Source organism: Enterococcus sp. AZ101 (assembly GCF_050499005.1).
In the GTDB taxonomy this organism is placed as follows: Bacteria; Bacillota; Bacilli; order Lactobacillales; family Enterococcaceae; genus Enterococcus_L; species Enterococcus_L ureilyticus.
The window spans coordinates 882549-907866 of sequence record NZ_JBMHEZ010000002.1; the positions used below are offsets into that span (position 1 = coordinate 882549).

Below are 25318 nucleotides of genomic sequence, written 5' to 3' on the forward strand. Positions count from 1 at the left end.
TCAGCTCTTTTCTGCATAATAATCAAGTCTCGATTTCATTTTTTTCTTTTTGATAATACATAGAAAGAATCAACCCAATTCCAATGAAATTAGCTAAATAAGCAGTTCCGCCTTGGCTGATAAAAGGCAGTGGAATACCAGTTAAGGGCAGCAAACCAATATTAGAGCCAATATTTTCAAGAATATGGAACAAGAAATACATGATCACTCCTGTTGTAATATAAGCATAAAACTCTCGCTTAGCGTGTAACGTACATATCAGCATTTGATAAATCAAATAGAAGAAAAGTAAAATCAATAAACAAGTTCCAAGAAAGCCGTAAGCTTCTCCAATCACTGTAAAAATCATATCCGATTCCCTAACTGGTACATAAACTTGCAAATTTGTCAGTCCTTTTCCGACTAATTCACCAGAACCGATCGCTGTCAGTCCGCGCGCTTGCTGAAAAGAAATAGAATCAGCGTATTCAAAGGGATTAAGCCAAGCGTGGATTCGATTAAATTGATAAGGTTTAAAATGGAGATAAGAAAGTAGTTTTTGACCTTGTTCAGTTAAAACCAGTAGAATTCCGCTAATCCCGACGATGCTTAGCCCAGCGAATCCAACTGTTAAAATTTTCCACGAACAGCCAGAAACGACAACCATGCCTAAAAAAATGGAGACAAAGACTAAACTTGTTCCAAAATCTTTTTGATAAAACATTAATGCCAATATTGGTAAACTAACCAGACTCATTGCGCCTAATAAACGAAAATCATCTTTTAGAATAGAGGACGTTTGTGTTTGTTGTCTTTTTTTGGTAATAATGTATGCTAGCATTAAAATATAGCCAAGTTTCATGAATTCTGATGGTTGAAATGAAAAAGGACCTAAACGAATCCAACGCTTGGTACCTGTAGCAGCGGCCATAACGGGATCATGAAATTTTATCAGTAAGCTCATTAAAAGCAAAGAGAGACTGTAAAAGACAGGGGTCAATTTCCATAAATAGTTGATTGGAATAAACATTGTGGCAAACATTGAAAAAATGCCCAATACTGTCCATAAAAGTTGTTTTTTCAATAAAGGAAATACAGAATCCACCGTTGGGTCAGCTTGAAATGCACCGTATTGTGCAATAAACCCAACTAAGATTAGAAGAAAAACAGGTAAAAGTAATGCATAATTTACAGGTTCCCTTTTAGAAGGCAAGGCTCGTTTCATGTTGTCCCTCCTTGTGCTTGGAATGTCTCTCTGATTTCTGTGGCGCGTGCATTTAAAGCTAGTCCGAGTGTCACGCTTAATATCAGCAAACTAGAGCCGCCGTAACTAATAAAAGGGAAGGTCAGACCGGTCATTGGAATGTAGCCTAAAAGACTACCGACATTCACAGAAACTTGCAGACAAAGCAGCGTACCGCAGCCAATATAAAGATAAGAATAATAAAGTGTTTTTGACTTTATTGCTAACAAAAATAAACGACCCACAATAAAGAAAACCAAAAATAAAATACCTAAAGAAACAATCAGGCCCAATTCTTCAATACAAATAGCAAAGATAAAATCTGTATCTGCTGCAGGTAAAAAGCCTTTTTTCTGAATACTATTACCTAAACCACGCCCGAAAAATCCGCCGTTGTGTATAGCGTAATAAGCATTTGACGTTTGAAACCCTTTACCTGTAGGATCGATGAAAGGGTTTTGCATCACTTCAAAACGTGTGACGAGATAACTAAACTTTTGCGGCATCCAGTTTTTTGGTATGGCTAATAAAAGAACAGTTCCCAAACGTTTGAGTGCCATAAAACTAATCAAAGCCAATGACATAAATAGTGGGGATAGCCCGCTGGATAAAAATAAGGTTAAAACCAGAATGAAAATCATTGATGCCCCAGCTATATTGGGTTGAATCGCAACAAAACACATAAAGAAAAGCGACACCATAAGGGATCGTTTGTGATTTTTGATTGTGAAAGGACGTAAAACATTATCTTTGGCTAAGTTTGCTGCTAGATAAAGAACTAGGATCAACGGGACTAATTCAGAGGGTTGAAATAAAAGGACACCTAAATTGATCCACCGTTTTGCTCCACCTACAGTAGTTCCAATCAATGGCAAAGCAGCGATTGAAAGAAAGGTGAGAAAAAGTAACATGAATAATAGTTTAGGTTTGCGCAGTACATTTAAGTGAATCCGATAAACAATACTCATGCAAAGTAAACTAAAAAGGAAATACATGGTTTGCTTGATGGCTTTACTAGCAGTGCCTAACTCACTGTCTAACAAGTGATAAGAGCTAGAACTGTAAACCATTAAAATGCCGATGATACAAAGAATCAGATACGGAAGTAAAATATAAAAATCTAGATACTGTAGTTTGGATGGTCTGCTAAGCCGTTTCATCTTTTTGCTCCATCATTCAAAAAATCGTGAATGGCAAGTTGATTTTGTTCCTCGTCAATTTCCAAGACACTGCCAGCTTCGGTATAATCATTAAACGCCCAGCTACCTGAGACTGGGATGGAAAGGGTCTCTAGATTTTTGACTTTACCAGTTAGAAAATCTTTTGCTAAATCGACAAGGACATCTGCTGGAATGTTTGTATCCAAGTAGCCAACAGCTTCACCAGCAATTTTAGGTAATTGTAAGAACGAAACGGCATTTTTAGACTGCTTTGCTAATGCATCCATCACTTGCTGCTGCCTCCTCACTCGACCAAAATCTCCTTCTTCATCCATTCTAAAACGAGCATACTGTAACAACGTATTGCCATCCATGACTTGGATACCTTTTTTGATATCAACATTGTCTAAATTAATATCTTTTTCTGCGTCAATTTCGATTCCTTTAGGATAAAGCTCATTGATCAAACGGATAAAATTATTAAAGTCGGCTGAAATGTAATAATTGATCGGTAAGCCGAAAGAATCGTTAAGGACTTTTCTAGTTAACTCTGCTCCACCAAACGCATAAGCGGCATTGATTTTCTCTAAACCATATTCTGGGATTTTGACATAAGAATCCCTCATGATCGAAACAAGTTTTGGTTGTTTGGTCTCGCTATTATAATGAGCGACCATCAGCGTATCTGCTCGACCGCCATCTTCATCATCTTCACGACCATCATCACCAATCAGCATAATGGTGATTTCTTTCATATTTGTTTGTTGATCACCGGAAAAATCTTTGTTTTTCGTAGGATTTACTTGAGATTGTGCTGCTTTTTTTCCATTATGGAAGCTGATTACAGTGTAACTGCCGATTGCTGCAAAAAGGAGAACAATACAAAGCAGCGTACAAATTACGATTTTGTTCACTAGTTTCATTTTTTATTCCTCGCTAATCATTTTAATTGATCATCAAATAAAGTGTGCATTAGGAAATCGACTTAGATGTCGGTATAAAAAGATAGTTGTGCTACATATAAAAGGTATTAACAGCTTTATATCAAAAAAACGTTGATATCTCTGCTTATTCACCTCCTGCTAATTAAAAAGCTGAGAAATACCTTATTTATTAAAACAAAAAACCTTCGCTTAACTAACTCAGCGAAGGTGGATTGATTGCAGCACAAATAGAGCTTTTCATCATTCTCATCGTTGAGTTTTAGCACTATGAAACGTAAAAAGCTGAGCTTTTAGCTACTTTGTGAAAAGCCTTAATTCGACAATTCCTGTCCTACCCATGCCTGTCTTTCGACATTTTTGAGCAGTAGCCTGTGTTTTCATAGGAGCCTCACCTAACAAGTTATTCAGATCGCCTTAAATATAGTGAAGATCTTGACTAAAGTCAATAAAGTGAATATTAAATTTTTTATAATAAAACGTTGTGAAATATACTGACAGGTGTTATTTTATCTCAACTAAAATAGCACTTTAACCATTAAGGGCACGGTTTTCACTTATCTGATAAGGTTCTACTTTTATATGATTTTGATTTGGAAAAGTTTAATGGTCATTTCTTTACATTTTCTTAAACATATAAAGACAAAATACACACGTTTGTAAAACAGAAGCAAATAAAATCCCAAATAGACATCGCATCGGGTTAACATTTATTGTAAGATAGAAAGAAGTGAAAGAATGCGTTTACGGCATAATGAATTGGGGAAAAAAAATGGGCTACAAAAAGACTTCTCAAGGAAATTGGATACTGGTCGAGAATGAAAATGGTGCAACTCTGGGTTATTCAACGGCTTCAGGTGTTACTTTGATAGAAGAAGATGGTTTTGCTTTTAAAGATTTAAATAAGAATGGACTTTTAGATCCTTATGAAGATTGGCGCTTGCCGCTTGAGGAGAGAATTGAAGATTTAACTGCAAAATTGACGATCGATCAGATTGCTGGATTAATGTTGTATAGTAGGCATCAAACGGTTTCTAAAAGTCAGAATCATTTTGTGGAAATGTTCTCAGGAACGTATGACGGAAAATCGCTAGATCATTATAGCGGATCTATTGCGAATTTAACGGATCAGCAAAAAGAATTTTTAGAAAAAGATCATATTTGTCATGTCTTATTAACTCTGGTGGATGCTCCTCAAATTGCTGCTGAGTGGTCGAATAATTTACAAGCAATGGCTGAAAGGTTAGATTTGGGTATTCCAGTAAACGTCAGCTCAGATCCAAGACATAGCACTAGTGATGATACAGAATTTAATGCAGGTGCTGGTGGGGATATTTCAAAATGGCCAGAGCAATTGGGCTTAGCTGCAACATTCGATCCTGGCTTGGTAAAGCAATTTGGTGAAGTCGCAAGTCAAGAATACAGGGCACTTGGCATCACAACTGCCTTATCTCCGCAAATTGATTTAGCGACAGAGCCACGCTGGATGCGTTTTTCTGGAACATTTGGAGAAGGGGTCAAATTAGTCACCGATTTGGCTAAAGCTTATTGTGATGGTTTTCAAACAACTGAATATGAAACGGATGGCTGGGGCAGTGAAAGCGTCAATGCAATGGTCAAGCACTGGCCTGGTGGCGGAAGCGGTGAAGCTGGTCGTGATGGTCATTATGGTTATGGTAAATATGCAGTTTATCCTGGTAATAATTTTAGTGAACATTTAAAACCATTTCTTCATGGTGCATTTGATCTAGAAGCAGGAACCAAAAAAGCTTCTGCTGTGATGCCTTATTACACAATTTCTTATGATCAAGATCAAAAAAATCACGAAGATGTCGGAAATGGATTTAGTGAATATATCATCAATGATTTATTGCGTAAAAAGTATGCCTATGACGGAGTTGTTTGTACAGATTGGTCGATTACAGCAGACGCGGTCAAATTAGATCAATTTATTGGTGGAAAAAGCTGGGGCGTAGAAAGCTTAACGGTGGAAGAACGTCATTATAAAGCACTGGCAGCAGGTGTTGATCAGTTCGGTGGAAATAATGAGATAGCGCCGGTTTTGGCTGCTTATGAATTAGGTATCGCTGAACATAGCGAGCAAGTGATGAAAGAAAGATTTCGTATCTCAGCTCGTCGAATATTGAAAAATGTTTTTCAAACAGGTCTATTTGAAAATCCCTATTTGATACCGAAGCAATCAGAAGAAATAGTAGGTAATCCTGAATTTATGGAACGTGGCTACAAGGCACAGCAAAAATCTTTAGTTTTACTAAAAAATAAACATCACTTGTTGCCGTTAAAAAAACAAACAAAAGTGTATATTCCTAAACAAAAAATTGGTGAATCCTCAGATTGGTTTGGTAATGTTCAGCCTGCTTGTGAAAAAAAACCGGTTAATCCTGCTATCATAGAAAAGTATTTTCAAGTAGTAGAATCTCCAGATAGAGCGGATGTTGTGCTTGTTTTCTTAGACTCACCGAAAACAGTTGGTTATGCTAGTGATGCTGAGGGAAATGGCTATTTGCCGATTAGCTTACAATATTTACCTTATACTGCTAAATACGCTCGGAAAGAAAGTTTGGCTGGTGAAGACCGTTCCTATTTTGATAAAAGCAATATAGCAGCTAACAATCAAGATATTGAAACGATTATGACAATAAGAAAAGATTTTCCAGACTTACCGATTGTCGTTTCTCTCATGATGAAAAATCCCGCAATAGTGAAAGAATTCGAGCAGCTTGTGGATGGAATTATCGCAGATTTTGGTGTCCAAACACAAGCGATATTGAGTGTTTTGAGTGGTGAGGCTACGCCTTCCGGATTATTGCCGTTTCAGATGCCTGCAAATATGGAAACGGTTGAACAACAACAAGAAGATGTTCCATTTGACATGATTTGCTACAAAGATGAACTAGGTCATGTATATGATTTTGGTTACGGCATGGATTTTGAGCATCAAATTAAAGACAAGCGCTTGAATTATCGAAACTGAAATGGTTGAGAGGTTGCTTTTGCTCCCACCGTTTATTCGCATTCTAGGTGACTGAGGTGTAACTCGCAGAGTTATGTCTCAGTCACTTTTCCTTTTTGCCAAACAAATCGTTAAACAAAAAGAAGCTTCCATGCTATAATCATAAAAAATGATACAGGTTTTAAAACTGTATTATAAAATTTTGTATTTAGTGATTTTATTCAATGAAAAATTCTTTCTTAAGGTTATTTATATGTAATGAAACACTATTGAATAGGGAGTGTAACACGTGGCGGATAAAAGCAGAAATGGTGCTGAAGTGATTGTAGAAAGTTTAAAAAATCATCAAGTTGATTATGTCTTTGGGATTCCAGGAGCAAAGATCGACGGCTTGTTTAATGCATTAGTTGATGACGGCCCAGAATTAATCGTAACGCGGCACGAGCAAAATGCTGCATTTATGGCGGCAGCGGTTGGACGCTTGACCGGACATCCTGGCGTAGTAGTTGCAACAAGTGGTCCAGGTGCCAGTAATCTTGCAACAGGTTTAGTCACAGCAACAGCAGAAGGTGATCCTGTATTGGCGATTGGCGGTCAAGTGAAACGGCGTGACTTGTTAAAATTAACGCATCAAAGTATGAACAACGCTGCCTTATTTGAGCCAATTACAAAATATAGTGCAGAAATTCAAGATCCAGAAACTATTTCTGAAGTGTTAGCAAATGCTTATCGGTTGGCGAAATCGTCAAAAAGGGGAGCCAGTTTTATCAGTATTCCTCAAGATGTAGTGGATAGTTCAGTTGAATCAGCTAGTATCAAGCCGCTAAGTGATCCAAAAATTGGATCAGCTTCACCTGAAGACATTCAGTATCTGTCTGAATTAATTCAAGGAGCTGAGTTACCTGTTTTATTAGTTGGCATGAGAGCATCAACTGCAAAAGAAGCAAAAGCAATTCGTGACATTGTTGCCAAAACCAAAATTCCAGTGGTGGAAACATTCCAAGCAGCAGGTGTGATTTCTAGACAATTAGAAGATCATTTCTTTGGACGAATCGGCTTGTTCCGTAATCAACCTGGCGATATGCTATTAAAACGTAGTGATTTAGTCATTGCGGTTGGGTACGATCCGATTGAGTATGAGGCTAGAAATTGGAACGCAGAAGGGGAATCTAAAATTATAGTAATTGATGATACACCAGCTGAAATCGATCAATATTTCCAACCAGAAAGAGAATTGATTGGCGATATTGCACAAACATTAACGGTTCTTTTACCAAATATCGAGGCTAAAACGTTGTCAAAGAAAACAAGAGACTATTTGAATGTCTTACATGAGAAATTAGTTAAACGAGATGATATCAAAGAACGAGCGACGAATGGCTTGATTCATCCTTTGGAGGTTATTGAAACGTTACAAACTATTGTGACGGACGAGATGACGGTTACGGTGGATGTAGGCAGTCATTATATTTGGATGGCTCGTCATTTTAGAAGCTATGAACCGAGACATTTACTTTTTAGTAATGGTATGCAAACACTAGGTGTGGCACTTCCATGGGCGATTTCTGCTGCGTTAGTTCGTCCGAATACACAAATCATCTCTGTGTCAGGAGACGGGGGTTTCTTATTTTCTGCCCAAGATCTTGAAACAGCAGTTCGTAAAAAATTGAAAATCATCCATTTGATTTGGAATGATGGGCGCTATAATATGGTTGAATTTCAAGAACAGCTAAAATACCATCGGATTTCGGGTGTAGACTTTGGACCAGTCGATTTTGTGAAATACGCTGAAGCTTTTGGTGCAAAAGGCATAAGAGCAGAAAATAGTGATGAACTAAGAGAGGCAATTTTAACTGGTATCAAAACAGAAGGTCCAGTCGTGATCGATATTCCAATTGATTACCAAGACAACGAAAAACTTGGTGAAACGATTTTGCCGGATCAGTTTTATTAGAAAGGTGATAGCAATGACAAAAGAAGCAATTTTATACCAGCATGGGACGCTAGGTGCATTAATGGCTGGTTTAATGGATGGTACGGAAACAATTGCTAATATTTTGGAAAAAGGTGATTTTGGGATTGGCACTTTAGCTGGCCTAGATGGAGAACTGATTATTCTAGATGGAAAAGCGTATCAAGGGAGAGAAGATGGTGCTTTGATCGCCATTAATGAAGAACAAAAGACCCCTTATGCAGCAGTAACGAACTTTAAGCCGACAATCAAGTTTCCCATTGAACACTCTGCAAATAACCTGCAAATCAATACGTTGATTCGTGAACAATTAAAGAGTGAAAACCTTTTTCACGCAATCAAAATTCATGGGAAATTTAAAGAAGTACGTATACGAGCAATGCCTAAGCAAGAAAAACCATATAAACGATTAGTTGAAGTGTCTAAAGAACAACCTGAGTTTGTTAAAAGAGATGTTTCTGGTACGATCATTGGCTTCTTTACTCCTGAATTGTTTCAAGGCGTTGCGGCAGCGGATTTTCATTTGCACTTTATTGACGATGAGGAGACGTTTGGTGGTCATTTGATGGATTTTGAATTGGAATCTGGAACAATTGAAATCGAATCAATGGATTCTTTATTGCAGCATTTTCCCAAAAATGATGAGACATTTATTCATACTGAAATCGATTATGCTGATTTGGATAAGGAAATTCAAGAAGCAGAGTAAAACTTGCCTAAGACAGTTGGTCAAACCGTCTTAGGCAAGTTTTATTTGGCAGCGATTTTTTTCGCTTTTTCAGTATTCGCAAAATGAAGTTTGGCATATTTACTTAGTAATTCGATTCCGCCTTTGGCTAATATGGCAGCTGCAACTTTATCCGAAGTGGCGCCAGCTCCAGAAGGAACGTTCATTCCTAATTCTTTTGATTCTTTGTCTAGTTCTTCTAAGAAGGCTGCTCGGCTAATAATCGACGCAGCTGCAACTGCGACATGGTATTGTTCGCCTTTGGTAATAAAGTACAGCTTTTCAGTGACCTGATTTTGTTCACTGCGAACATACTTTTTATAATTGGTTTCTGGTGTAAATTGATCGATCAAGATGGCTTCTGGTTTTATAGGGGCAATCTCTTTCAATAATAAATAAATAGCCTGATTATGAAGAGCGACTTTCATATGGACTGCATTGTATTTAGGCTGGATTTGATTATATTTTTCTGGTTCAACAATTAGCAATCTGTGTGGGATCAGCTCTTTAATAACTGCAGAAAGCTTTACGATCTGTGGATCAGTCAACTCTTTTGAATCTCTAACACCAAGTGCTTTTAACTTTGTAACCATTGTTTTATCTACATAAGCAGCACAGACTGTGACAGGTCCAAAATAACTACCGTTACCAACTTCGTCGCTACCTAAGACAGAAAGCTGACTAAAGTTGGCAGGCAATATCGTTGTCTTTTTTGAAGAGGCGTTATGCGCTTTTTTACCGGGCACAGCGTTTCCCCATCTAGCGGCAGCTTTTTCAGCATCAGGTCCTTGAAAAACGATTTTACCTGAGGTGTAGGCGGTAATAGTGGTGCTTCCGACTTTTGCTACAAAATCAGTATAAGGAACAGTTTTATTTAGTAGATTATTTTTATAAAAGGCGTGCATTTTTTTTATCGTATCTTTCGTAACTTTAATTACCTGTGTTTGTGACATGGAGGTACTCCTTTCAAATCTTCCTATTCATAGTAAAACAAAAAAATAGAAAAGTGAAGTAAGATTCTTTGATAATTTGAAAAAGTAAATGAAGAGAAAAGCCAGTTTAATAACCTAGATTTGAGTTTTCAGTCAATCTATGATAGAATACATTATAAGTAATGATACTAGTTTGAGTGAGCGGATTTCTGCTCACTCTTTTTAATGGAGTAACATAAAATAATAGTTGTTGAAACGTTGATTTAGTTCACTTTTCAATATTCAGTTATGTGAATCAGCCCTTTTCAATCAGAGTAATAGAGCACTCGACAAAGAAATGTCGAAAGTCAAAATACCTGTTTTTTATTAGAGCTGCAATATATACTCCGCTTTTCTATTGTCTAGTTGTATGAAGCCGTTTTTAAGCAACACCTCGGCACGATTCATTCTTCTTTTCTAAAAACTAGTACGTTACATAAATCTCGAAGGAGGCGAAAATTTTGAGTAGTGTTGTGGAAACTGTTACCGAGTTAGTCACACCAATCTTAGAAAAACAAAATTTTGAACTTGTAGAAGTCGAGTTTGTCAAGGAAGGAAGAGACTGGTTTCTCCGTGTCTTTATTGATAAAGAAGGCGGTATTGATATCTTAGATTGCGCACTTGTCAGTGAGCAGCTAGATGAAAAGCTTGATGCTATGGATCCAGATCCGATTCCTCAAGCGTACTTTCTGGAAGTGTCCTCTCCGGGAGCTGAACGTCCGTTGAAGAAGGAAAGCGACTATGAACAAGCAGTTGGAGAATACATTCATGTTTCACTTTATCAAACAATTGATGGTGAAAAACAATTTGAAGGTGTCTTAAAATCAGTTGATAAAGATCAGTTGACCTTGACAGTCAAAATCAAAACAAGAGTCAAAGATTATACATTTGAACGAAAAAACATTGCAAAAGCTCGTTTGGCAATTCAGTTTTAATCAGTAAAAATAAAAAGCAGAACGTTCCAGTTTTTGCTTATCACAGGATGCAAGAATCGACTCATAAGAAGTTGATCCGCTCCGTTCACCTTTCATTTAGACAGTAGGAGGAAATGATAAAAAAATGAGCAAAGAAATGTTAAATGCACTGGATGCATTAGAAGCTGAAAAAGGTATTTCTAAAGAGATTGTGATTGACGCATTGGAAGCAGCCTTAGTTTCCGCATATAAAAGACATTATGGACAAGCACAAAACGTTGAAGTCGAATTTGATGGAAAAAAAGGAAACATCCATGTTTATGCCGTTAAAGAAGTAACAGAAGAAGTATTTGACTCACAGCTTGAAGTATCGTTGAAAGAAGCAATGGAAGTCAATAAAGCGTATGAAATGGGTGACAAAATTCGGTTTGAAGTAACACCCAAAGATTTTGGCCGCATTGCAGCGCAAACAGCAAAACAAGTTATTTTACAACGCGTTCGTGAAGCAGAAAGAAACATTATCTACAACGAATTCAGTGCATATGAAAATGACATTATGCAAGGAATCGTCGAAAGACAAGACCGTCGTTATATTTATGTAAACTTAGGCAAGATCGAAGCAGTGTTATCTAAACAAGATCAAATGCCAAATGAATTTTATCAACCACATGATCGTATCAAAGTGTACGTTTCAAAAGTTGAAAATACCTCAAAAGGTCCGCAAGTTTTCGTTAGCCGTAGTCATCCTGATTTATTGAAGCGATTATTTGAACAAGAAATCCCAGAAGTGTATGATGGAATAGTAGAGATCGTCAGTATTGCTCGTGAAGCGGGTGACCGTTCTAAAGTTTCTGTCCGTTCAACTGATTCCAATATTGACCCTGTTGGAACGTGTGTAGGACCAAAAGGACAACGTGTTCAAGCTATCGTGAACGAATTAAAAGGGGAGAATATGGATATCGTTGAATGGAGTGAAGACCCAGCTGTTTTCATCAGCAACGCACTGAATCCGGCCCAAGTAGTCGATGTTATCTTTGATCCAAACAACAGCAAAGCTTGTACAGTTGTGGTTCCTGACTATCAGTTATCACTTGCTATCGGTAAAAGAGGTCAAAATGCACGTCTAGCAGCAAAATTAACTGGCTTTAAGATCGATATCAAACCTGAATCTGAAATGGAAACTTATTATGCTGAACAAGCAGAAAATCAAGCAACCGTTGAAGAAGATGCATTTGACGAGGCAATCGTGGCATCTGACATGACTGCAGATGATTATGAAAATGTGGCATTTGAAGAAGAAACAGTAGAAGACGAAGAACAAGTTTAACGATTTGGAGGGAATGAAATGAAAAAAAGAAAAGTCCCGATGCGTAAATCTGTTGTTTCAGGTGAAATGAAACCGAAAAAAGAATTAGTTCGAATCACACGCTCTAAAGAAGGTGAAGTTGCAATCGATCCCACAGGTAAAATGCCGGGTCGAGGTGCTTATGTTTCACTTGAACCTAAAGAAGTCCAAGCTGCATGGGACAAACGAATTTTAGATCGTGTGTTGGAGACAACATTAACGGATGTTTTTTACCAAGAATTATTAGACTATGTTGAACACCAAAAAGCACGTAAAGAGCTGTTTGGCAATGAATAAAGAAAAAATATTAAATTTATTAGGTTTGGCTATGAGAGCTGGAAAACTAGTGACCGGTGAAGAATTGACAATCGGTGATATCCGTAGTAATAAAGCAAAATTTGTTTTTGTTGCCTCAGATGCTAGTGAAAATACAAGAAAGAAAATTAAGGATAAATGTTCTTATTACAATGTTCCATACAATGAGTCGCTTTTACATGCAGAATTAAGTCACGCAATCGGTAGAACGCGTATGGTGATCGGCATCAATGATCAAGGCTTTGCGACCAAGTTCAAGGAACTAATCAAAGGTTAGGAAGGTGATTGCATGGGGAAAAAAAGAATTTATGAATTAGCAAAAGAAATCAATCAATCGAGTAAAGATGTTGTTGAAAAAGCACATGCTTTAGGTATGGATGTGAAAAATCACATGGGCGCAATTTCTTCTGAGGACGAATCAAAACTTCGCAACTCATTTGGAGGAAACAAGCCTGCACCAACACAACAAAAAACAGCAGCAAAACCACAAGCAGCACAAAGTGGTCAAGGACAAACAAAACCAGCAAATCCAAAACCAGCTAACCAAAATGGAAATAGACCAAACCAAACTCAACAAAGACCGCAACATCAAAACGGACAACAAAATCGTCCGCAGCAAAACAATCAAAACCGTCCAGCGCAACAAGGACAACAAAACAATCAAAACCGTAACAACCAAAATCGTAACATGCAAGGAAGCAGCCAAAATATGACTCAAAACCGTTCAAACCAAGGACAACAAAATCGTCCGCAGCAAAACAATCAAAACCGTCCAGCTCAAACAGGACAACAAAATAATCAAAACCGTAACAATAATCAAAATCGTCCAGCGCAAAGCAATACGCAAAATACGAACCAAAATCGTCCAAACCAAAGTACAACTCAAAATCGTCCTGCACAAACAGGACAACAAAACCGTCCGCAACAAGGACAAGGCAACACTAATGCACAAGGAAATCAAAACCGTAATAATACAAACTCTGGAAACCGCAACAATAGTTTTGGCGGAGGAGGCGGTGGTCAAAATCGTAACCGTAACGGCTACAATAACCAAAACCGCAACAGATTCAATAAAAAAGGCAAAAAAGGGAAATACCAAGAATCAACAAAACCAGCAGTTCCTGCTCGTAAATTCCGTGAATTGCCAGATGTATTAGAATATACAGAAGGAATGAACGTAGCTGATATCGCAAAGAAAATTCACCGCGAGCCAGCTGAAATTATCAAAAAGTTATTTATGATGGGCGTTATGGTCAACCAAAACCAATCACTAGATAAAGAAACAATTGAACTATTAGCCGTAGATTATGGCATGGAACCACAAGAAAAAGTTCAAGTTGATGTCGCTGATATCGACAAATTCTTCGAGCCAGAAGCGTTAGTTGAAGAAAATCTTGTAACACGTCCACCCGTTGTAACCATCATGGGTCACGTTGACCATGGTAAAACAACATTGCTTGATACATTACGTAATTCACGTGTAACCTCAGGCGAAGCAGGTGGGATCACGCAACATATTGGTGCCTACCAAATCGATATCGACGGTAAACCAATTACATTCCTAGATACACCAGGACATGCTGCGTTTACAAGTATGCGTGCTCGTGGAGCTGGTATCACAGATATTACGATTTTAGTCGTTGCAGCAGATGATGGTGTTATGCCACAAACTGTCGAAGCGATCAACCATGCGAAAGCGGCAGAAGTGCCAATTATTGTGGCAGTCAATAAAGTGGATAAACCAGGTGCTAACCCTGATCACGTAAAACAAGAATTAAGTGAACACGGCTTGATTCCAGAAGAATGGGGCGGAGATACGATCTTCGTAAACATTTCAGCTAAATTCAATCAAAATATTGACGAGTTACTAGAAAATATTCTATTAATTGCTGAAGTAGAAGACTTGAAAGCTGATCCAACCCAACGTGCGATTGGTACAGTAATCGAAGCTCGTTTGGATAAAGGAAAAGGACCTGTTGCGACATTACTTGTTCAGCAAGGTTCATTACGCGTTGGTGATCCGATTGTTGTCGGAAATACATTCGGACGTGTCCGTGTGATGACTAATGATATCGGCCGTCGTGATAAAGCAGTAGGACCTGCAACACCAGTCGAAATCACTGGTTTGAATGATGTGCCGCAAGCAGGCGATCGTTTCGTAGTCTTTGAAGATGAAAAAACAGCTCGTCAAGCAGGTGAAGAACGTGGCAAACGTGCACAACTTGAACAACGTTCATCAAATAATCGTGTAACATTAGATAACTTGTTTGAAAGTCTAAAAGAAGGCGAATTGAAAGACGTTAACGTGATTATCAAAGCAGATGTACAAGGGACGGCTGAAGCTCTTGCAGCAAGCTTACAAAAAATCGAAGTTGCTGGTGTTCGTGTGAAAATCGTTCACTCGGCTGTTGGTGCAATCAATGAAAGTGACGTGACACTTGCTGCAGCAAGTAATGCGATCATTATTGGGTTTAACGTTCGTCCTACACCGCAAGCAAAACAACAAGCAGATCAAGAAGAAGTTGATATTCGTCTACACCGTATCATCTATAAAGCAATCGAAGAAATCGAAACAGCGATGAAAGGGATGCTTGATCCTGAATTTGAGGAAAAAATTACTGGTCAAATGACGGTTCGTGAACTTTACAAAGTATCTAAAGTTGGAACGATTGCTGGTTGTTATGTCACAGAAGGTTCTATCCGTCGTGATAGTGGTGTTCGTGTGATTCGTGACGGAATCGTTATCTTTGAAGGCAAACTTTCTAGCTTGAAACGCTTCAAAGATGATGCCAAAGAAGTGAAACTTGGCTTTGAATGTGGTGCGATGGTTGAAAACTTCAATGATCTTAAAGTTGACGATGTAATTGAAGGCTTTGTTATGGAAGAAATCAAACAATAACACCAAATAAAGTAAGAAAGAAGGAGAAACAGTATGGCAAATTATCGTGACCGCCGAGTAGGTCAAGAAATCATGCGTGAAATCAATGATATATTGAGAAAACGTGTCAGAGACCCACGTGTGCAAGATATTACAATTACCGATGTTCGAGTAACTGGCGATCTGCAACAAGCGACGATTTATTACAGTTTGTTATCTGATCTAGCTTCTGATCACCAAAAAGCGCAACAAGGATTAGATAAAGCCAAAGGATTGATCCGTAAAGAATTAGGACAGCATTTAACATTGTATAAAACGCCGGAACTGATTTTTGAAAAGGATGAGTCTGTTCAATATGGTAATCATATTGATGAATTGATTCGTAAATTGAATCAAGGAGAATAAAAAACGCAGTGAAATTGTGTATCACTAGAGCTGGAGAGGATGATCCTCTTCAGCTTTTTTAGTCTATTTCTAAAAAGAATAGCAAGAGAGTAAGATTTTCTTGTAATAGACTTATTTTTTGTAATTAAACTGAAAGAAAATGTAACAAATTTAACAATTAAATAAGACGTATTTGTGCTATCATATTAGAATACGAGTATCGTTAAGAAATTGTTGAAGAAAATGGAGGGGCAATAGTGAAGAAAAAAAGCTTGTCATTATTAATTGTTAGTTTGGTTACAGTTGGAGGCACAATAGCGCCAATCAGTTCATTAGCTGAGACGACTGATAAAAAAATAGAACAGCAAGATAAAGAAATTTCTGCTTTAAAAGAAAAACAAAAAGGTGTAGCAGCACAAATTACAACCTTAGAAAATGAAATTTCTTCGATTTTTGATGATGGAATTGCTCTAAATAAACAAAAAACAGCTTTAACCGAAGAATCTGAACAACTAAAAAAAGATATTGAAGCATTAGATATACGTATTAACAAACGTACCGAAGCAATTCAAAAACAAGGTAGAAATGTTCAAGTAAATGGACAAGGTACACAAATTCTTGATATGCTTTTAAACGCTGAATCAATTTCAGACGCAGTTGGTCGCGTCCAAGCGATTTCATCAATTTTAACAGCGAATAATGACTTAGTGAAACAACAAAAAGAAGACAAAACACTTGTTGAAACTAAAAAATCAGATATTCAAAAAAACTTAGCTGATATTGAAGAAGCAACGGTTCAGCTTGAAAAAGAAAAAGAAAATCTTGTGGCAAAGCAAGCAGATTTGAATGTATTGAAGGCAGAGGTAGATTCAGAAACATCCGGAGCGGAAAGCTCAAAAAATACCTTGCTGAAACAACAACAAGAAGCACTAAAAGCGCAACTTGAAAGTGAAGCAAAAAAGAAGACGGAGAAAAAAGCAACAGCATCTAGTCAACCTGAAAAACAAGCTGCTCAAAGTCAAGTAACAGATGAGCAGACGACAACAACTACTAACAATACAACAGACACAAATAATACAGGAGATACCAATTCAAGTGGAAGTAATTCAAACAATCAAGAAGTGACAAAACCTTCCGAAACACCTAAGCAGCCAGTGGTACCACCTGTTACTTCTGGTGACGCAACATTCCAAGCATTAAATGCCTTACGTACAGCTAACGGATTAAATCCAGTTAGTTGGGATGCAGGACTTGCAGCTGCAGCGACTAGTCGAGCGGCAATCATGCAAAACTATCAAGTGCCTTCAGATCACTGGAATAGAGGAGACGAAGTGATTGCGTTCATGTTCGCCCCAGGAAATTCTGTGATCATGGCTTGGTATAATGAAACGAATATGTCATCACCATCAGGAACAGGTCACAGAGACTGGGAAATGAATCCTAATATGACACGAGTTGGATTTGGTTATGTAGGAGATGTAATTGTGGGACATTCTGCTTAGTCCTTACTCTTTACTACAAATGAATTCAAGCAAAAAACACACGATCGGAGCGTAAGATAAGACTATTACTTAGTTTTATTTTATGCTTTTTTAGTTTTAGAAAAAATAGACTATTCAATGGACAAAAACAGTCATGCTTTAACTAGAACTTACTTTTAAAAAATGAATTTCTGAGTTCTTCTGTGCTATAATAAATAAGTTAATAATCTAATGGAGGAAAACAATGGACGGTATTTTACCTTTATGGAAAGAAGCTGGCATGACAAGTCATGACTGTGTTTTTAAACTAAGAAAAATTTTACATACGAAAAAAATCGGTCACGGCGGTACATTAGATCCAGATGTATCTGGAGTGCTACCTATTTGTATCGGCAAAGGAACGAAGGTAATCGAATATATGGTGGATTCTGGGAAAACATATGAAGGCGAGATTACATTAGGTTTTTCTACGACAACGGAGGATGCAAGTGGAGAAATCGTTGAACAAGAGACACTTGCCCAACCTTTTTCAAACGAAGAAATCGACGCCGCAATGAAAAATATGACTGGTACGATTACGCAAATTCCACCTATGTTTTCTGCAGTCAAAGTTAATGGTAAGCGTCTTTATGAGTATGCTAGAAATGGTGAAGAGGTTGAACGCCCAACCAGAAAAGCGATGATTTATTCTTTTGAACGTCTAAATGAACCTGAATTCGATGCCATAAAAGGAACTCAAAGCTGGCGATTTAAAGTGGTCTGTGGTAAAGGGACCTATGTTCGAACCTTGTCTGTGGATACAGGACTTATTTTAGGAGTGCCCGCACATATGTCTGACTTAACTCGAACTGCAAGTGGCGGCTTAACAGCAGAGCAAAGTTTAACGTTAGCGCAAGTGGCAGAAATTGTGGAAAAAGAGACGATCGATGAGACATTGCTTCCAATCGAAATAGCAATCGAGCGTTTTCCAAGAATTGATTTATCTGAAAAACTTTATCAAAAAGTGAAAAATGGGGTCCGTTTTACCCCTGATGAACTCGGCTTAAAAGAAATGCCACGCGATTTAGTAGCATTATTTTATCAAGAGCAAGTGGTAAGCTTGTATATGGCCCATCCAACGAAACCCAATGTATTAAAACCTAGCAAGGTGCTAAGAAATAATTAATAGAAAGAAGTTTTATCATGCAAATCATTCCAATTAGACATCCGTACACTATAGACCAAATTCCAACGGATGAAGTCGTAATGGTCTTAGGTTTTTTTGATGGTGTTCATCGTGGACATCAAAAAGTGATTGAAACAGGAAAACAAATCGCGCAAGAAAAAGGCCTGAAATTAGCTGTAATGACCTTTAATCAGCATCCGTCTATCGTTTTTCAAAAAGTCTTGCCTGAAAATATGAAATATTTAAACAGCTTAGAACAAAAAGAACGATTGATGGCAAGTAAGGGTGTAGATATTTTATATGTAATTGAATTCACTTCCGCATTTGCTCATTTAGCGCCACAAGAATTTGTGGATCAATACATTGTCGGCTTACATGCCAAAGTGGCAGTATCTGGTTTTGATTATACATACGGTCCTAAAGAGATTGCCGATGTTGCTCACTTACCAGATTATGCTAAAGAGCGTTTTGAGATTGTTACTGTGAGCAAAGAAGAGCTTGACGGTGCAAAAATTAGTTCGACACGGATTCGTGAATTAATGGAAGCTGGCAAGATGGAGGAGGTCACTGAGTTATTAGGTTACGTCTATGAAACAGACGGAACGGTTGTTCACGGTGATGCTAGAGGTCGTTTATTAGGATTTCCTACTGCAAATATCAAGGTGAAAAGTACTGTGCGCCTGCCGCGAATCGGTGTTTATGCTGTGCAAATTCAAATAGGCAATAAATGGTATGTTGGTATGGGATCGATTGGGCATAATGACACGTTTGGTGATGGTCGTGATCTCACAGTTGAAGTATATATTTTAGATTTTCATCAAGATATATATGGGGAACAGGTCACTGTTAGGTGGACTCATTATTTACGCGATCAGGTTAAATTTGATGGAGCAGAAAGTTTGATTGTACAGCTGAAACAAGATGAACAAGATGCAGCAAATTATTTTTTATAAGCTTTTAGAGACTGGTTTAATATTTACCAGTTTTAAATAAAAAGACTAAATAGTCAGCCGATTTTCAAGGCTAACTATTTAGTCTTTTAGTTTACATTAGTGATAATGAGCGGAACAATGTAGAACTTGTTTCTTTTTGTTTTGTTCGTTGACAAGAGAGTTTAGTTAGTGATGATAGAATTTTCTGTAAATGAGAAGACATATACGTATTTTAGGAATAAATAGACATGACTCGAAGTGGGAGGCTTTACAAAAGTAACCCCTGATCAAAAACAAAAATCGTTAAAGCGTTGAAAAAGAATGAACAAACAGTTGGCTTTATGGGAGACGGAATCAACGATGCTGGAGCGATGAAAGTGTCAGATGTTATTGTATTACAAAAAGACTTGATGGTTTTAGAAAAAGGTATTATATCAGGTCGACGAGTCTTCAGCAATACAATGAAATATATCAAAATAACCGCAAGTTCTAATTTTGGTAATGTGTTTTTTGTTATTCCAGCAAGTATCTTTTTACCGTTTCTACCAGTAGCATCAATCCAATCACTCTTTTTAAATTTGGTTCATGATACGTCAGACATGTGTGGCTCGTGGGATATCGCGGGTGCTGAGTATGTAGAAAAAACTAAAAAATGGGAAGCTAAATCGATGGGTTCATTCATAAGATGCTTTGGCCGGACAAGTTCGATTTTTGATATCGTAACGTATTTATTTTTAGTCAGATTGGTCAAAAAAATCTATATGAAAAAATATCGAGAATTGTTATAGAAAAAATAATGTTTATTTGCAAAATAGTATAACGAATGAATGGCATTTTGAGCTCTTTAAAGAATTAAATTGCCATTTTGTTTGTCTCTAATGGGTAATGAGTGATTATTGACTCAATTTAAACTATTTTATGGCTGAATATGTTAAGATAAGAGGCGTCTTCTATAGAATAGTCTATAAATTAGAGGACTTGTAAATTGGAGGAATAAAAATTGAAAAACAAAAATACAAAGATTTCAGCTTATATACATATCCCGTTTTGTGAACATATCTGTTTCTACTGCGATTTTAATAAAGTTTTTCTGGAAGGTCAACCAGTTGATGAATATATCCAAAGCCTTTTGAAAGAGATTCGTCTGACCAAAGAGCAATATCCCAGCAAGACGACCGAAACGATTTACATAGGAGGCGGTACGCCAACTTCTTTATCAGCTAAACAGTTAGATGTATTATTAAAAGGTGTTCGTGAATTACTGCCGATCGACCCAGCAAATGAATTTACTATAGAAGCTAATCCAGGTGATCTAACCCAAGAAAAGCTACAAGTGATGAAAGAATATGGGGTAAATCGGTTATCCATGGGGGTTCAAACTTTTGATAATCAGCTGTTGAAAAAAATTGGACGCAAACATACTGCAGAAGATGTCTATGAGACTATGAAATTTTTAGAAAAAGAAAATTTTTTAAATGTGAGTATTGATTTGATCTATGCCTTACCTGGTCAAACGCTAAAAGGTTTTCAAGATACCTTGAAGCGGGCAATCGAACTTGACTTACCACACTATTCACTTTACTCTTTGATTTTGGAAAATAAAACAATGTTTATGAATTGGGTTCGCCAAGGTCGCCTACAGTTGCCAGATCAAGATGTGGAAGCCCAAATGTTTGAAGAAACAATTATTGCAATGGAAAAGGCCGGACGTCATCAATATGAAGTAAGCAATTTTGCTTTGAAAGGCCAGGAAAGTCAGCATAATTTAGTTTATTGGAATAATGATCACTACTATGGTTTTGGCGCAGGAGCAAGCGGCTACTTAGGTCATACTCGTTATCGAAATCATGGACCGATTCAGCATTATTTAAAACCATTAAAAGCAAACCAGCTACCCACTGTTGAAACAGAAATCCTGACATTGAATAATCAAATGGAAGAAGAGCTGTTCTTGGGTTTGCGAAAAATGAATGGTGTGTCAAAGAGAAAATTCGAAGAAAAATTTGGACGAGCGTTAAATCAAGTCTACAAAAAGACGATTCCTGACTTGGTTCAAAAAGGTTTGTTGCTGGAAAGTGACGGACATATAAAATTGACTGAACAAGGGCTTTTCATAGGGAATGACGTATTTGAAGCATTTCTTATTGATAAAGAAGAATAAGCTTAAGCTGTATGTTTAAGAACGAAACTAAGCATTAGTCTGCTTTAGTTTCGTTCTTTTTACGGTTTTTAGCACTCGTATACAAAGAGTGCTAAAAAATGTGTTTTTCTCTTGACAATTCTAACAGAACTTGCTATATTAATAATTGTATTAGCACTTGAATAACATGAGTGCTAATGAAGGGTGGTAACTATGATAACAGATAGACAAAAGAATATTTTGCGACTTATCATCCAAGAATACACGAATACAGGGACACCTGTAGGATCAAAGAAGTTGATGGAAGAAGGAATCAAGTCAAGTTCTGCAACGATCCGCAATGACATGAAAGCCTTGGAAGAACATGGGTTGCTATTAAAGACACATTCTTCTTCAGGTAGAATACCTTCAATGGATGGTTATCGCTACTATGTGGATCATCTACTAAGTCCGACAGAAGTTGAGCATGATGAATTAGAAACGATTCGTCATTCTTTTGGAAGAGAGTTTCATGAGATCAATGATATCATTGAGCAATCTGCTGAAATTCTTTCTAATTTGACTAGTTATACCGCTTTTTCTTTAGGACCAGAAGTGAAAGAACGAAAGCTAACAGGTTTTCGAATTGTTCCGCTGAATGAGCGGCAAATCATTGCGGTGATTGTCACAGATAAAGGCAATGTTGAAAGCCAAGTATTTGCAATTCCAGCATCAGTCTCCAGTCAAGATTTGGAAAAAATGACGCAAATTATCAATGATAAGCTTGTTGGTCAGCCTTTACTGACCGTATATCATCGTTTGCGAACGGAAATCCCGATGATTTTACATCGTTATTTTCAAACACCAGACGGCATGATGCGTTTATTCGATGCAATGTTAGGTCATGCATTTGAAGAAAAAGTATTTGTTAGCGGACGCATGAACGTGCTAGATTTTGGTTTAAAAGAAGACATCAATCAATTAAAGTCAGTTTACTCATTTATGAAAAATACAGATGCGCTTACACATTTGTTAACGACTGAAGATCAAGAGGATTCAGCGATTGCTATTCGAATCGGATCGGAAATCGGAAATGATTTACTGGATAACATGAGTATGATCACGGCGACATATGAAGTATCTGGACACGGTAAAGGAACGATTGCTCTATTAGGTCCAACAAGTATGCCATATTCAAAAATGTTTAGTTTAGTGGATGTATTCCGCGATGAGCTAGCTTCAAAACTTGGTGCTTATTATCGTTTCCTTGATGAATAGCCATAAGTTGAAAATATAGAATTCTAATTAATTCTACGAAATTGAGAAGGGAAGTTGCCAGAGTGAGTAATAAAGAAGAAACGAATGAGGAATTACAGGAAGAACACATGGAAGCAATCGATGATTCCGGTGTTTCAGAGGTAGAAGCCGAAATGACAGAGTTAGAGAATGCCAAAGCAGAATTTTCTGAAATGGAAGATAAATTCTTAAGAGCGCGTGCCGAAATTGCTAATATGAGCAATCGTTTCAAAAATGAGCGTGAACTTTTAGTTCGCTATCGTTCACAAGATTTAGGTAAAAAATTATTACCTTCACTTGATAATTTAGAACGTGCGATGGCAATCGAAGTTGATGATGAACAAGGTGCAAGCCTGAAAAAAGGCATCTCGATGGTTTTAGAAAGTGTACAGGCTGCTTTGAAAGAAGAAGGCATCGAAGAAATTCCAACGATGGGTGAAGTTTTCGATCCTAATTTACATCAGGCAGTTCAAACGATTCCAGCGAGTGATGAAACACCAGCTGATACAATCGTTGAAGTCTTACAAAAAGGCTACAAATTACATGACCGCGTTTTACGAGCAAGCATGGTAATTGTTGCGCAGTAAACAACAAGATAAAATGCTTGTATTATATAAATTGAAAAATCAAAAATTAAAATGAAGATAGGAGATCATTAATTATGAGTAAAATTATTGGTATTGACTTAGGAACAACAAACTCAGCAGTTGCAGTATTAGAAGGCGGAGAAGCAAAAATCATTGCAAATCCAGAAGGAAATCGTACGACACCTTCAGTCGTATCATTCAAAAATGGTGAAATCCAAGTTGGTGAAGTCGCAAAACGTCAAGCCGTGACAAATCCACATACAATTGCCTCAATCAAACGTCATATGGGCGAAGCTGGCTATAAGGTAGAAGCTGATGGCAAATCTTATACACCGCAAGAAATTTCTGCAATGATCTTGCAATATTTAAAAGGGTTCGCAGAAGATTATCTTGGTGAAAAAGTGGATAAAGCCGTTATCACAGTTCCAGCTTACTTCAACGATGCACAACGTCAAGCAACAAAAGACGCTGGTAAAATCGCTGGTCTAGAAGTAGAACGTATCGTAAACGAACCAACAGCTGCTGCATTAGCATATGGTTTAGACAAAACAGATAAAGACGAAAAAGTATTAGTATTTGACCTTGGTGGTGGTACATTTGACGTATCGATCCTTGAATTAGGGGATGGCGTATTCGACGTATTATCAACTGCCGGAGATAATGAATTAGGTGGAGATGACTTTGACAACAAAATCATCGACTATATGGTAGCAGAATTCAAAAAAGAAAACGGTGTTGACTTATCTAAAGATAAAATGGCTGTTCAACGTTTGAAAGATGCTGCTGAAAAAGCGAAAAAAGATTTATCAGGTGTAACATCAACACAAATCAGCTTACCATTTATCACAGCAGGAGATGCTGGTCCATTGCACTTAGAAATGAACTTAACTCGTGCGAAATTCGATGAATTAACAAGTGATTTAGTAGAACGTACAAAAACTCCAGTACGCCAAGCGTTGAAAGATGCTGGTTTGAACCCATCTGAAATTGACGAAGTAATCTTGGTTGGTGGATCTACACGTATCCCGGCTGTTGTAGAAGCTGTACGTAAAGAAACAAACAAAGAACCAAACAAATCAGTAAACCCAGATGAAGTAGTTGCAATGGGAGCTGCGATCCAAGGTGGGGTTATTACAGGTGATGTGAAAGACGTTGTATTATTAGACGTAACACCATTATCATTAGGTATCGAAACAATGGGTGGCGTATTTACTAAGTTGATCGATCGTAATACAACGATCCCAACAAGTAAATCACAAGTATTTTCAACAGCAGCGGACAATCAACCAGCTGTAGATATTCATGTATTACAAGGTGAACGTCCAATGGCTGCGGACAATAAAACATTAGGTCGTTTCCAATTGACAGATATTCCAGCGGCTCCTCGTGGTGTGCCTCAAATCGAAGTAAGTTTTGATATCGATAAAAATGGTATCGTAAACGTACGTGCAAAAGATTTAGGAACGCAAAAAGAGCAAACAATCACAATCAAATCTTCTTCAGGTTTATCAGACGATGAAATCGAACGTATGGTGAAAGATGCTGAATCAAATGCTGAAGCTGATAAAGCACGTAAAGAAGAAGTTGATTTACGTAACGACGTTGACGCTTTATTATTCACTGTTGATAAAACATTGAAAGAATTAGAAGGTAAAGTAGACGCAGACGAAGTGAAAAAAGCAGAAGATGCTCGTGATGAGTTAAAAGCAGCTGTTGAAGCAAACGATATCGAACAAATGAAAGAAAAACGTGATTCATTAAACGAGATCGTTCAAAACTTAACTGTAAAACTTTATGAACAAGCAGCGCAACAACAAGCAGAAGAAAATCCAGAAGCTGCACAAGGTGGAGCAGACGATGTTGTAGATGCTGACTTTGAAGAAGTAGAAGGCGACGACAAATAATCCTTGATCGTTAACAAGCTGGCAAAGACCA

The 25318-nt window shown here is 37.5% G+C and carries 20 protein-coding genes, 1 pseudogene and 1 riboswitch; of the genes and pseudogenes, 17 read left to right on the forward strand and 4 right to left on the reverse strand.

The window, feature by feature from the left end; translation table 11 throughout:
• Window positions 1-22: 22 nt before the first annotated feature.
• The 3 genes from IGJ50_RS13495 to IGJ50_RS13505 are packed head-to-tail and all read right to left on the reverse strand — an operon-like array spanning window position 23 to window position 3305.
• The gene (locus IGJ50_RS13495; protein ID WP_429950876.1) at window positions 23-1204 is read right to left on the reverse strand and encodes an FtsW/RodA/SpoVE family cell cycle protein; all 1182 of its coding nucleotides are present in this window, start codon (window positions 1202-1204) and stop codon (window positions 23-25) included.
• Window positions 1201-2382, reverse strand: a complete 1182-nt coding sequence (locus tag IGJ50_RS13500) for an FtsW/RodA/SpoVE family cell cycle protein (RefSeq protein ID WP_207121290.1) — start codon at window positions 2380-2382, stop codon at window positions 1201-1203. The genes IGJ50_RS13495 and IGJ50_RS13500 overlap by 4 nt, the downstream gene beginning before the upstream one ends.
• Window positions 2379-3305 (reverse strand): LCP family protein, encoded by a 927-nt coding sequence (locus IGJ50_RS13505; RefSeq protein ID WP_429950879.1) that lies wholly within the window; start codon window positions 3303-3305, stop codon window positions 2379-2381. Before IGJ50_RS13505 ends, IGJ50_RS13500 begins: the two co-directional genes overlap by 4 nt.
• A 258-nt stretch (window positions 3306-3563) precedes the next feature.
• Window positions 3564-3733: riboswitch (M-box (ykoK) riboswitch) on the reverse strand.
• Window positions 3734-4095: 362 nt separating this feature from the next.
• Here IGJ50_RS13505 and IGJ50_RS13510 point away from each other — a divergent pair.
• From IGJ50_RS13510 to budA, 3 genes are all read left to right on the forward strand, one after another.
• Window positions 4096-6318, forward strand: a complete 2223-nt coding sequence (locus tag IGJ50_RS13510; protein ID WP_429950881.1) for a glycoside hydrolase family 3 N-terminal domain-containing protein — start codon at window positions 4096-4098, stop codon at window positions 6316-6318.
• Between the two features lie 268 nt (window positions 6319-6586).
• Window positions 6587-8251 carry an acetolactate synthase AlsS gene (gene alsS / locus IGJ50_RS13515; RefSeq protein ID WP_429950883.1) on the forward strand — a complete coding sequence of 555 codons (1665 nt, stop codon included), beginning with the start codon at window positions 6587-6589 and terminating at the stop codon, window positions 8249-8251.
• 13 nt (window positions 8252-8264) lie between these two features.
• A complete protein-coding gene (gene budA / locus IGJ50_RS13520; protein ID WP_429950885.1) occupies window positions 8265-8978 on the forward strand; it encodes an acetolactate decarboxylase in 714 nt (237 codons plus the stop codon).
• 41 nt (window positions 8979-9019) lie between these two features.
• Here budA and rnhC read toward each other — a convergent pair whose 3' ends face one another.
• Window positions 9020-9949, reverse strand: a complete 930-nt coding sequence (gene rnhC / locus IGJ50_RS13525) for a ribonuclease HIII (RefSeq protein ID WP_429950887.1) — start codon at window positions 9947-9949, stop codon at window positions 9020-9022.
• A 479-nt stretch (window positions 9950-10428) separates the two neighbouring features.
• Between rnhC and rimP the strand changes: the two genes are divergently transcribed.
• The 14 genes and pseudogenes from rimP (at window position 10429) to dnaK (ending at window position 25287) form a co-directional block, all read left to right on the forward strand.
• Window positions 10429-10902 (forward strand): ribosome maturation factor RimP, encoded by a 474-nt coding sequence (gene rimP, locus IGJ50_RS13530; RefSeq protein ID WP_429950889.1) that lies wholly within the window; start codon window positions 10429-10431, stop codon window positions 10900-10902.
• Between the two features lie 124 nt (window positions 10903-11026).
• Window positions 11027-12208, forward strand: a complete 1182-nt coding sequence (gene nusA, locus IGJ50_RS13535) for a transcription termination factor NusA (protein WP_429950892.1) — start codon at window positions 11027-11029, stop codon at window positions 12206-12208.
• 18 nt (window positions 12209-12226) lie between these two features.
• Complete coding sequence (gene rnpM, locus IGJ50_RS13540) at window positions 12227-12523, forward strand: RNase P modulator RnpM (RefSeq protein WP_069638567.1); 297 nt, start codon at window positions 12227-12229, stop codon at window positions 12521-12523.
• Window positions 12516-12818, forward strand: a complete 303-nt coding sequence (locus IGJ50_RS13545) for a YlxQ-related RNA-binding protein (protein ID WP_069638566.1) — start codon at window positions 12516-12518, stop codon at window positions 12816-12818. Before rnpM ends, IGJ50_RS13545 begins: the two co-directional genes overlap by 8 nt.
• A gap of 12 nt (window positions 12819-12830) precedes the next feature.
• Window positions 12831-15440, forward strand: a complete 2610-nt coding sequence (gene infB, locus IGJ50_RS13550) for a translation initiation factor IF-2 (protein ID WP_429950894.1) — start codon at window positions 12831-12833, stop codon at window positions 15438-15440.
• 33 nt (window positions 15441-15473) lie between these two features.
• Window positions 15474-15824 (forward strand): 30S ribosome-binding factor RbfA, encoded by a 351-nt coding sequence (gene rbfA / locus IGJ50_RS13555; RefSeq protein WP_069638564.1) that lies wholly within the window; start codon window positions 15474-15476, stop codon window positions 15822-15824.
• A gap of 236 nt (window positions 15825-16060) precedes the next feature.
• The gene (locus tag IGJ50_RS13560; RefSeq protein ID WP_429950898.1) at window positions 16061-17305 is read left to right on the forward strand and encodes a PcsB-like coiled-coil domain-containing protein; all 1245 of its coding nucleotides are present in this window, start codon (window positions 16061-16063) and stop codon (window positions 17303-17305) included.
• Between the two features lie 223 nt (window positions 17306-17528).
• Window positions 17529-18449: a tRNA pseudouridine(55) synthase TruB gene (truB, locus tag IGJ50_RS13565; protein WP_429950900.1), complete on the forward strand. Its 921-nt coding sequence runs from the start codon at window positions 17529-17531 to the stop codon at window positions 18447-18449.
• Between the two features lie 17 nt (window positions 18450-18466).
• A complete protein-coding gene (gene ribF, locus IGJ50_RS13570; protein WP_069638561.1) occupies window positions 18467-19402 on the forward strand; it encodes a riboflavin biosynthesis protein RibF in 936 nt (311 codons plus the stop codon).
• 246 nt (window positions 19403-19648) lie between these two features.
• A pseudogene (locus IGJ50_RS13575) lies at window positions 19649-20130 on the forward strand (magnesium-translocating P-type ATPase); the annotation flags it as partial.
• A 251-nt stretch (window positions 20131-20381) separates the two neighbouring features.
• A complete protein-coding gene (gene hemW / locus IGJ50_RS13580) occupies window positions 20382-21542 on the forward strand; it encodes a radical SAM family heme chaperone HemW (RefSeq protein ID WP_429950902.1) in 1161 nt (386 codons plus the stop codon).
• A gap of 192 nt (window positions 21543-21734) precedes the next feature.
• Window positions 21735-22778: a heat-inducible transcriptional repressor HrcA gene (hrcA, locus tag IGJ50_RS13585; protein WP_207121288.1), complete on the forward strand. Its 1044-nt coding sequence runs from the start codon at window positions 21735-21737 to the stop codon at window positions 22776-22778.
• Between the two features lie 62 nt (window positions 22779-22840).
• Window positions 22841-23383: a nucleotide exchange factor GrpE gene (grpE, locus tag IGJ50_RS13590; RefSeq protein WP_069638557.1), complete on the forward strand. Its 543-nt coding sequence runs from the start codon at window positions 22841-22843 to the stop codon at window positions 23381-23383.
• A gap of 74 nt (window positions 23384-23457) precedes the next feature.
• Complete coding sequence (gene dnaK / locus IGJ50_RS13595; protein WP_069638556.1) at window positions 23458-25287, forward strand: molecular chaperone DnaK; 1830 nt, start codon at window positions 23458-23460, stop codon at window positions 25285-25287.
• The last annotated feature ends 31 nt before the right edge of the window (window positions 25288-25318 follow it).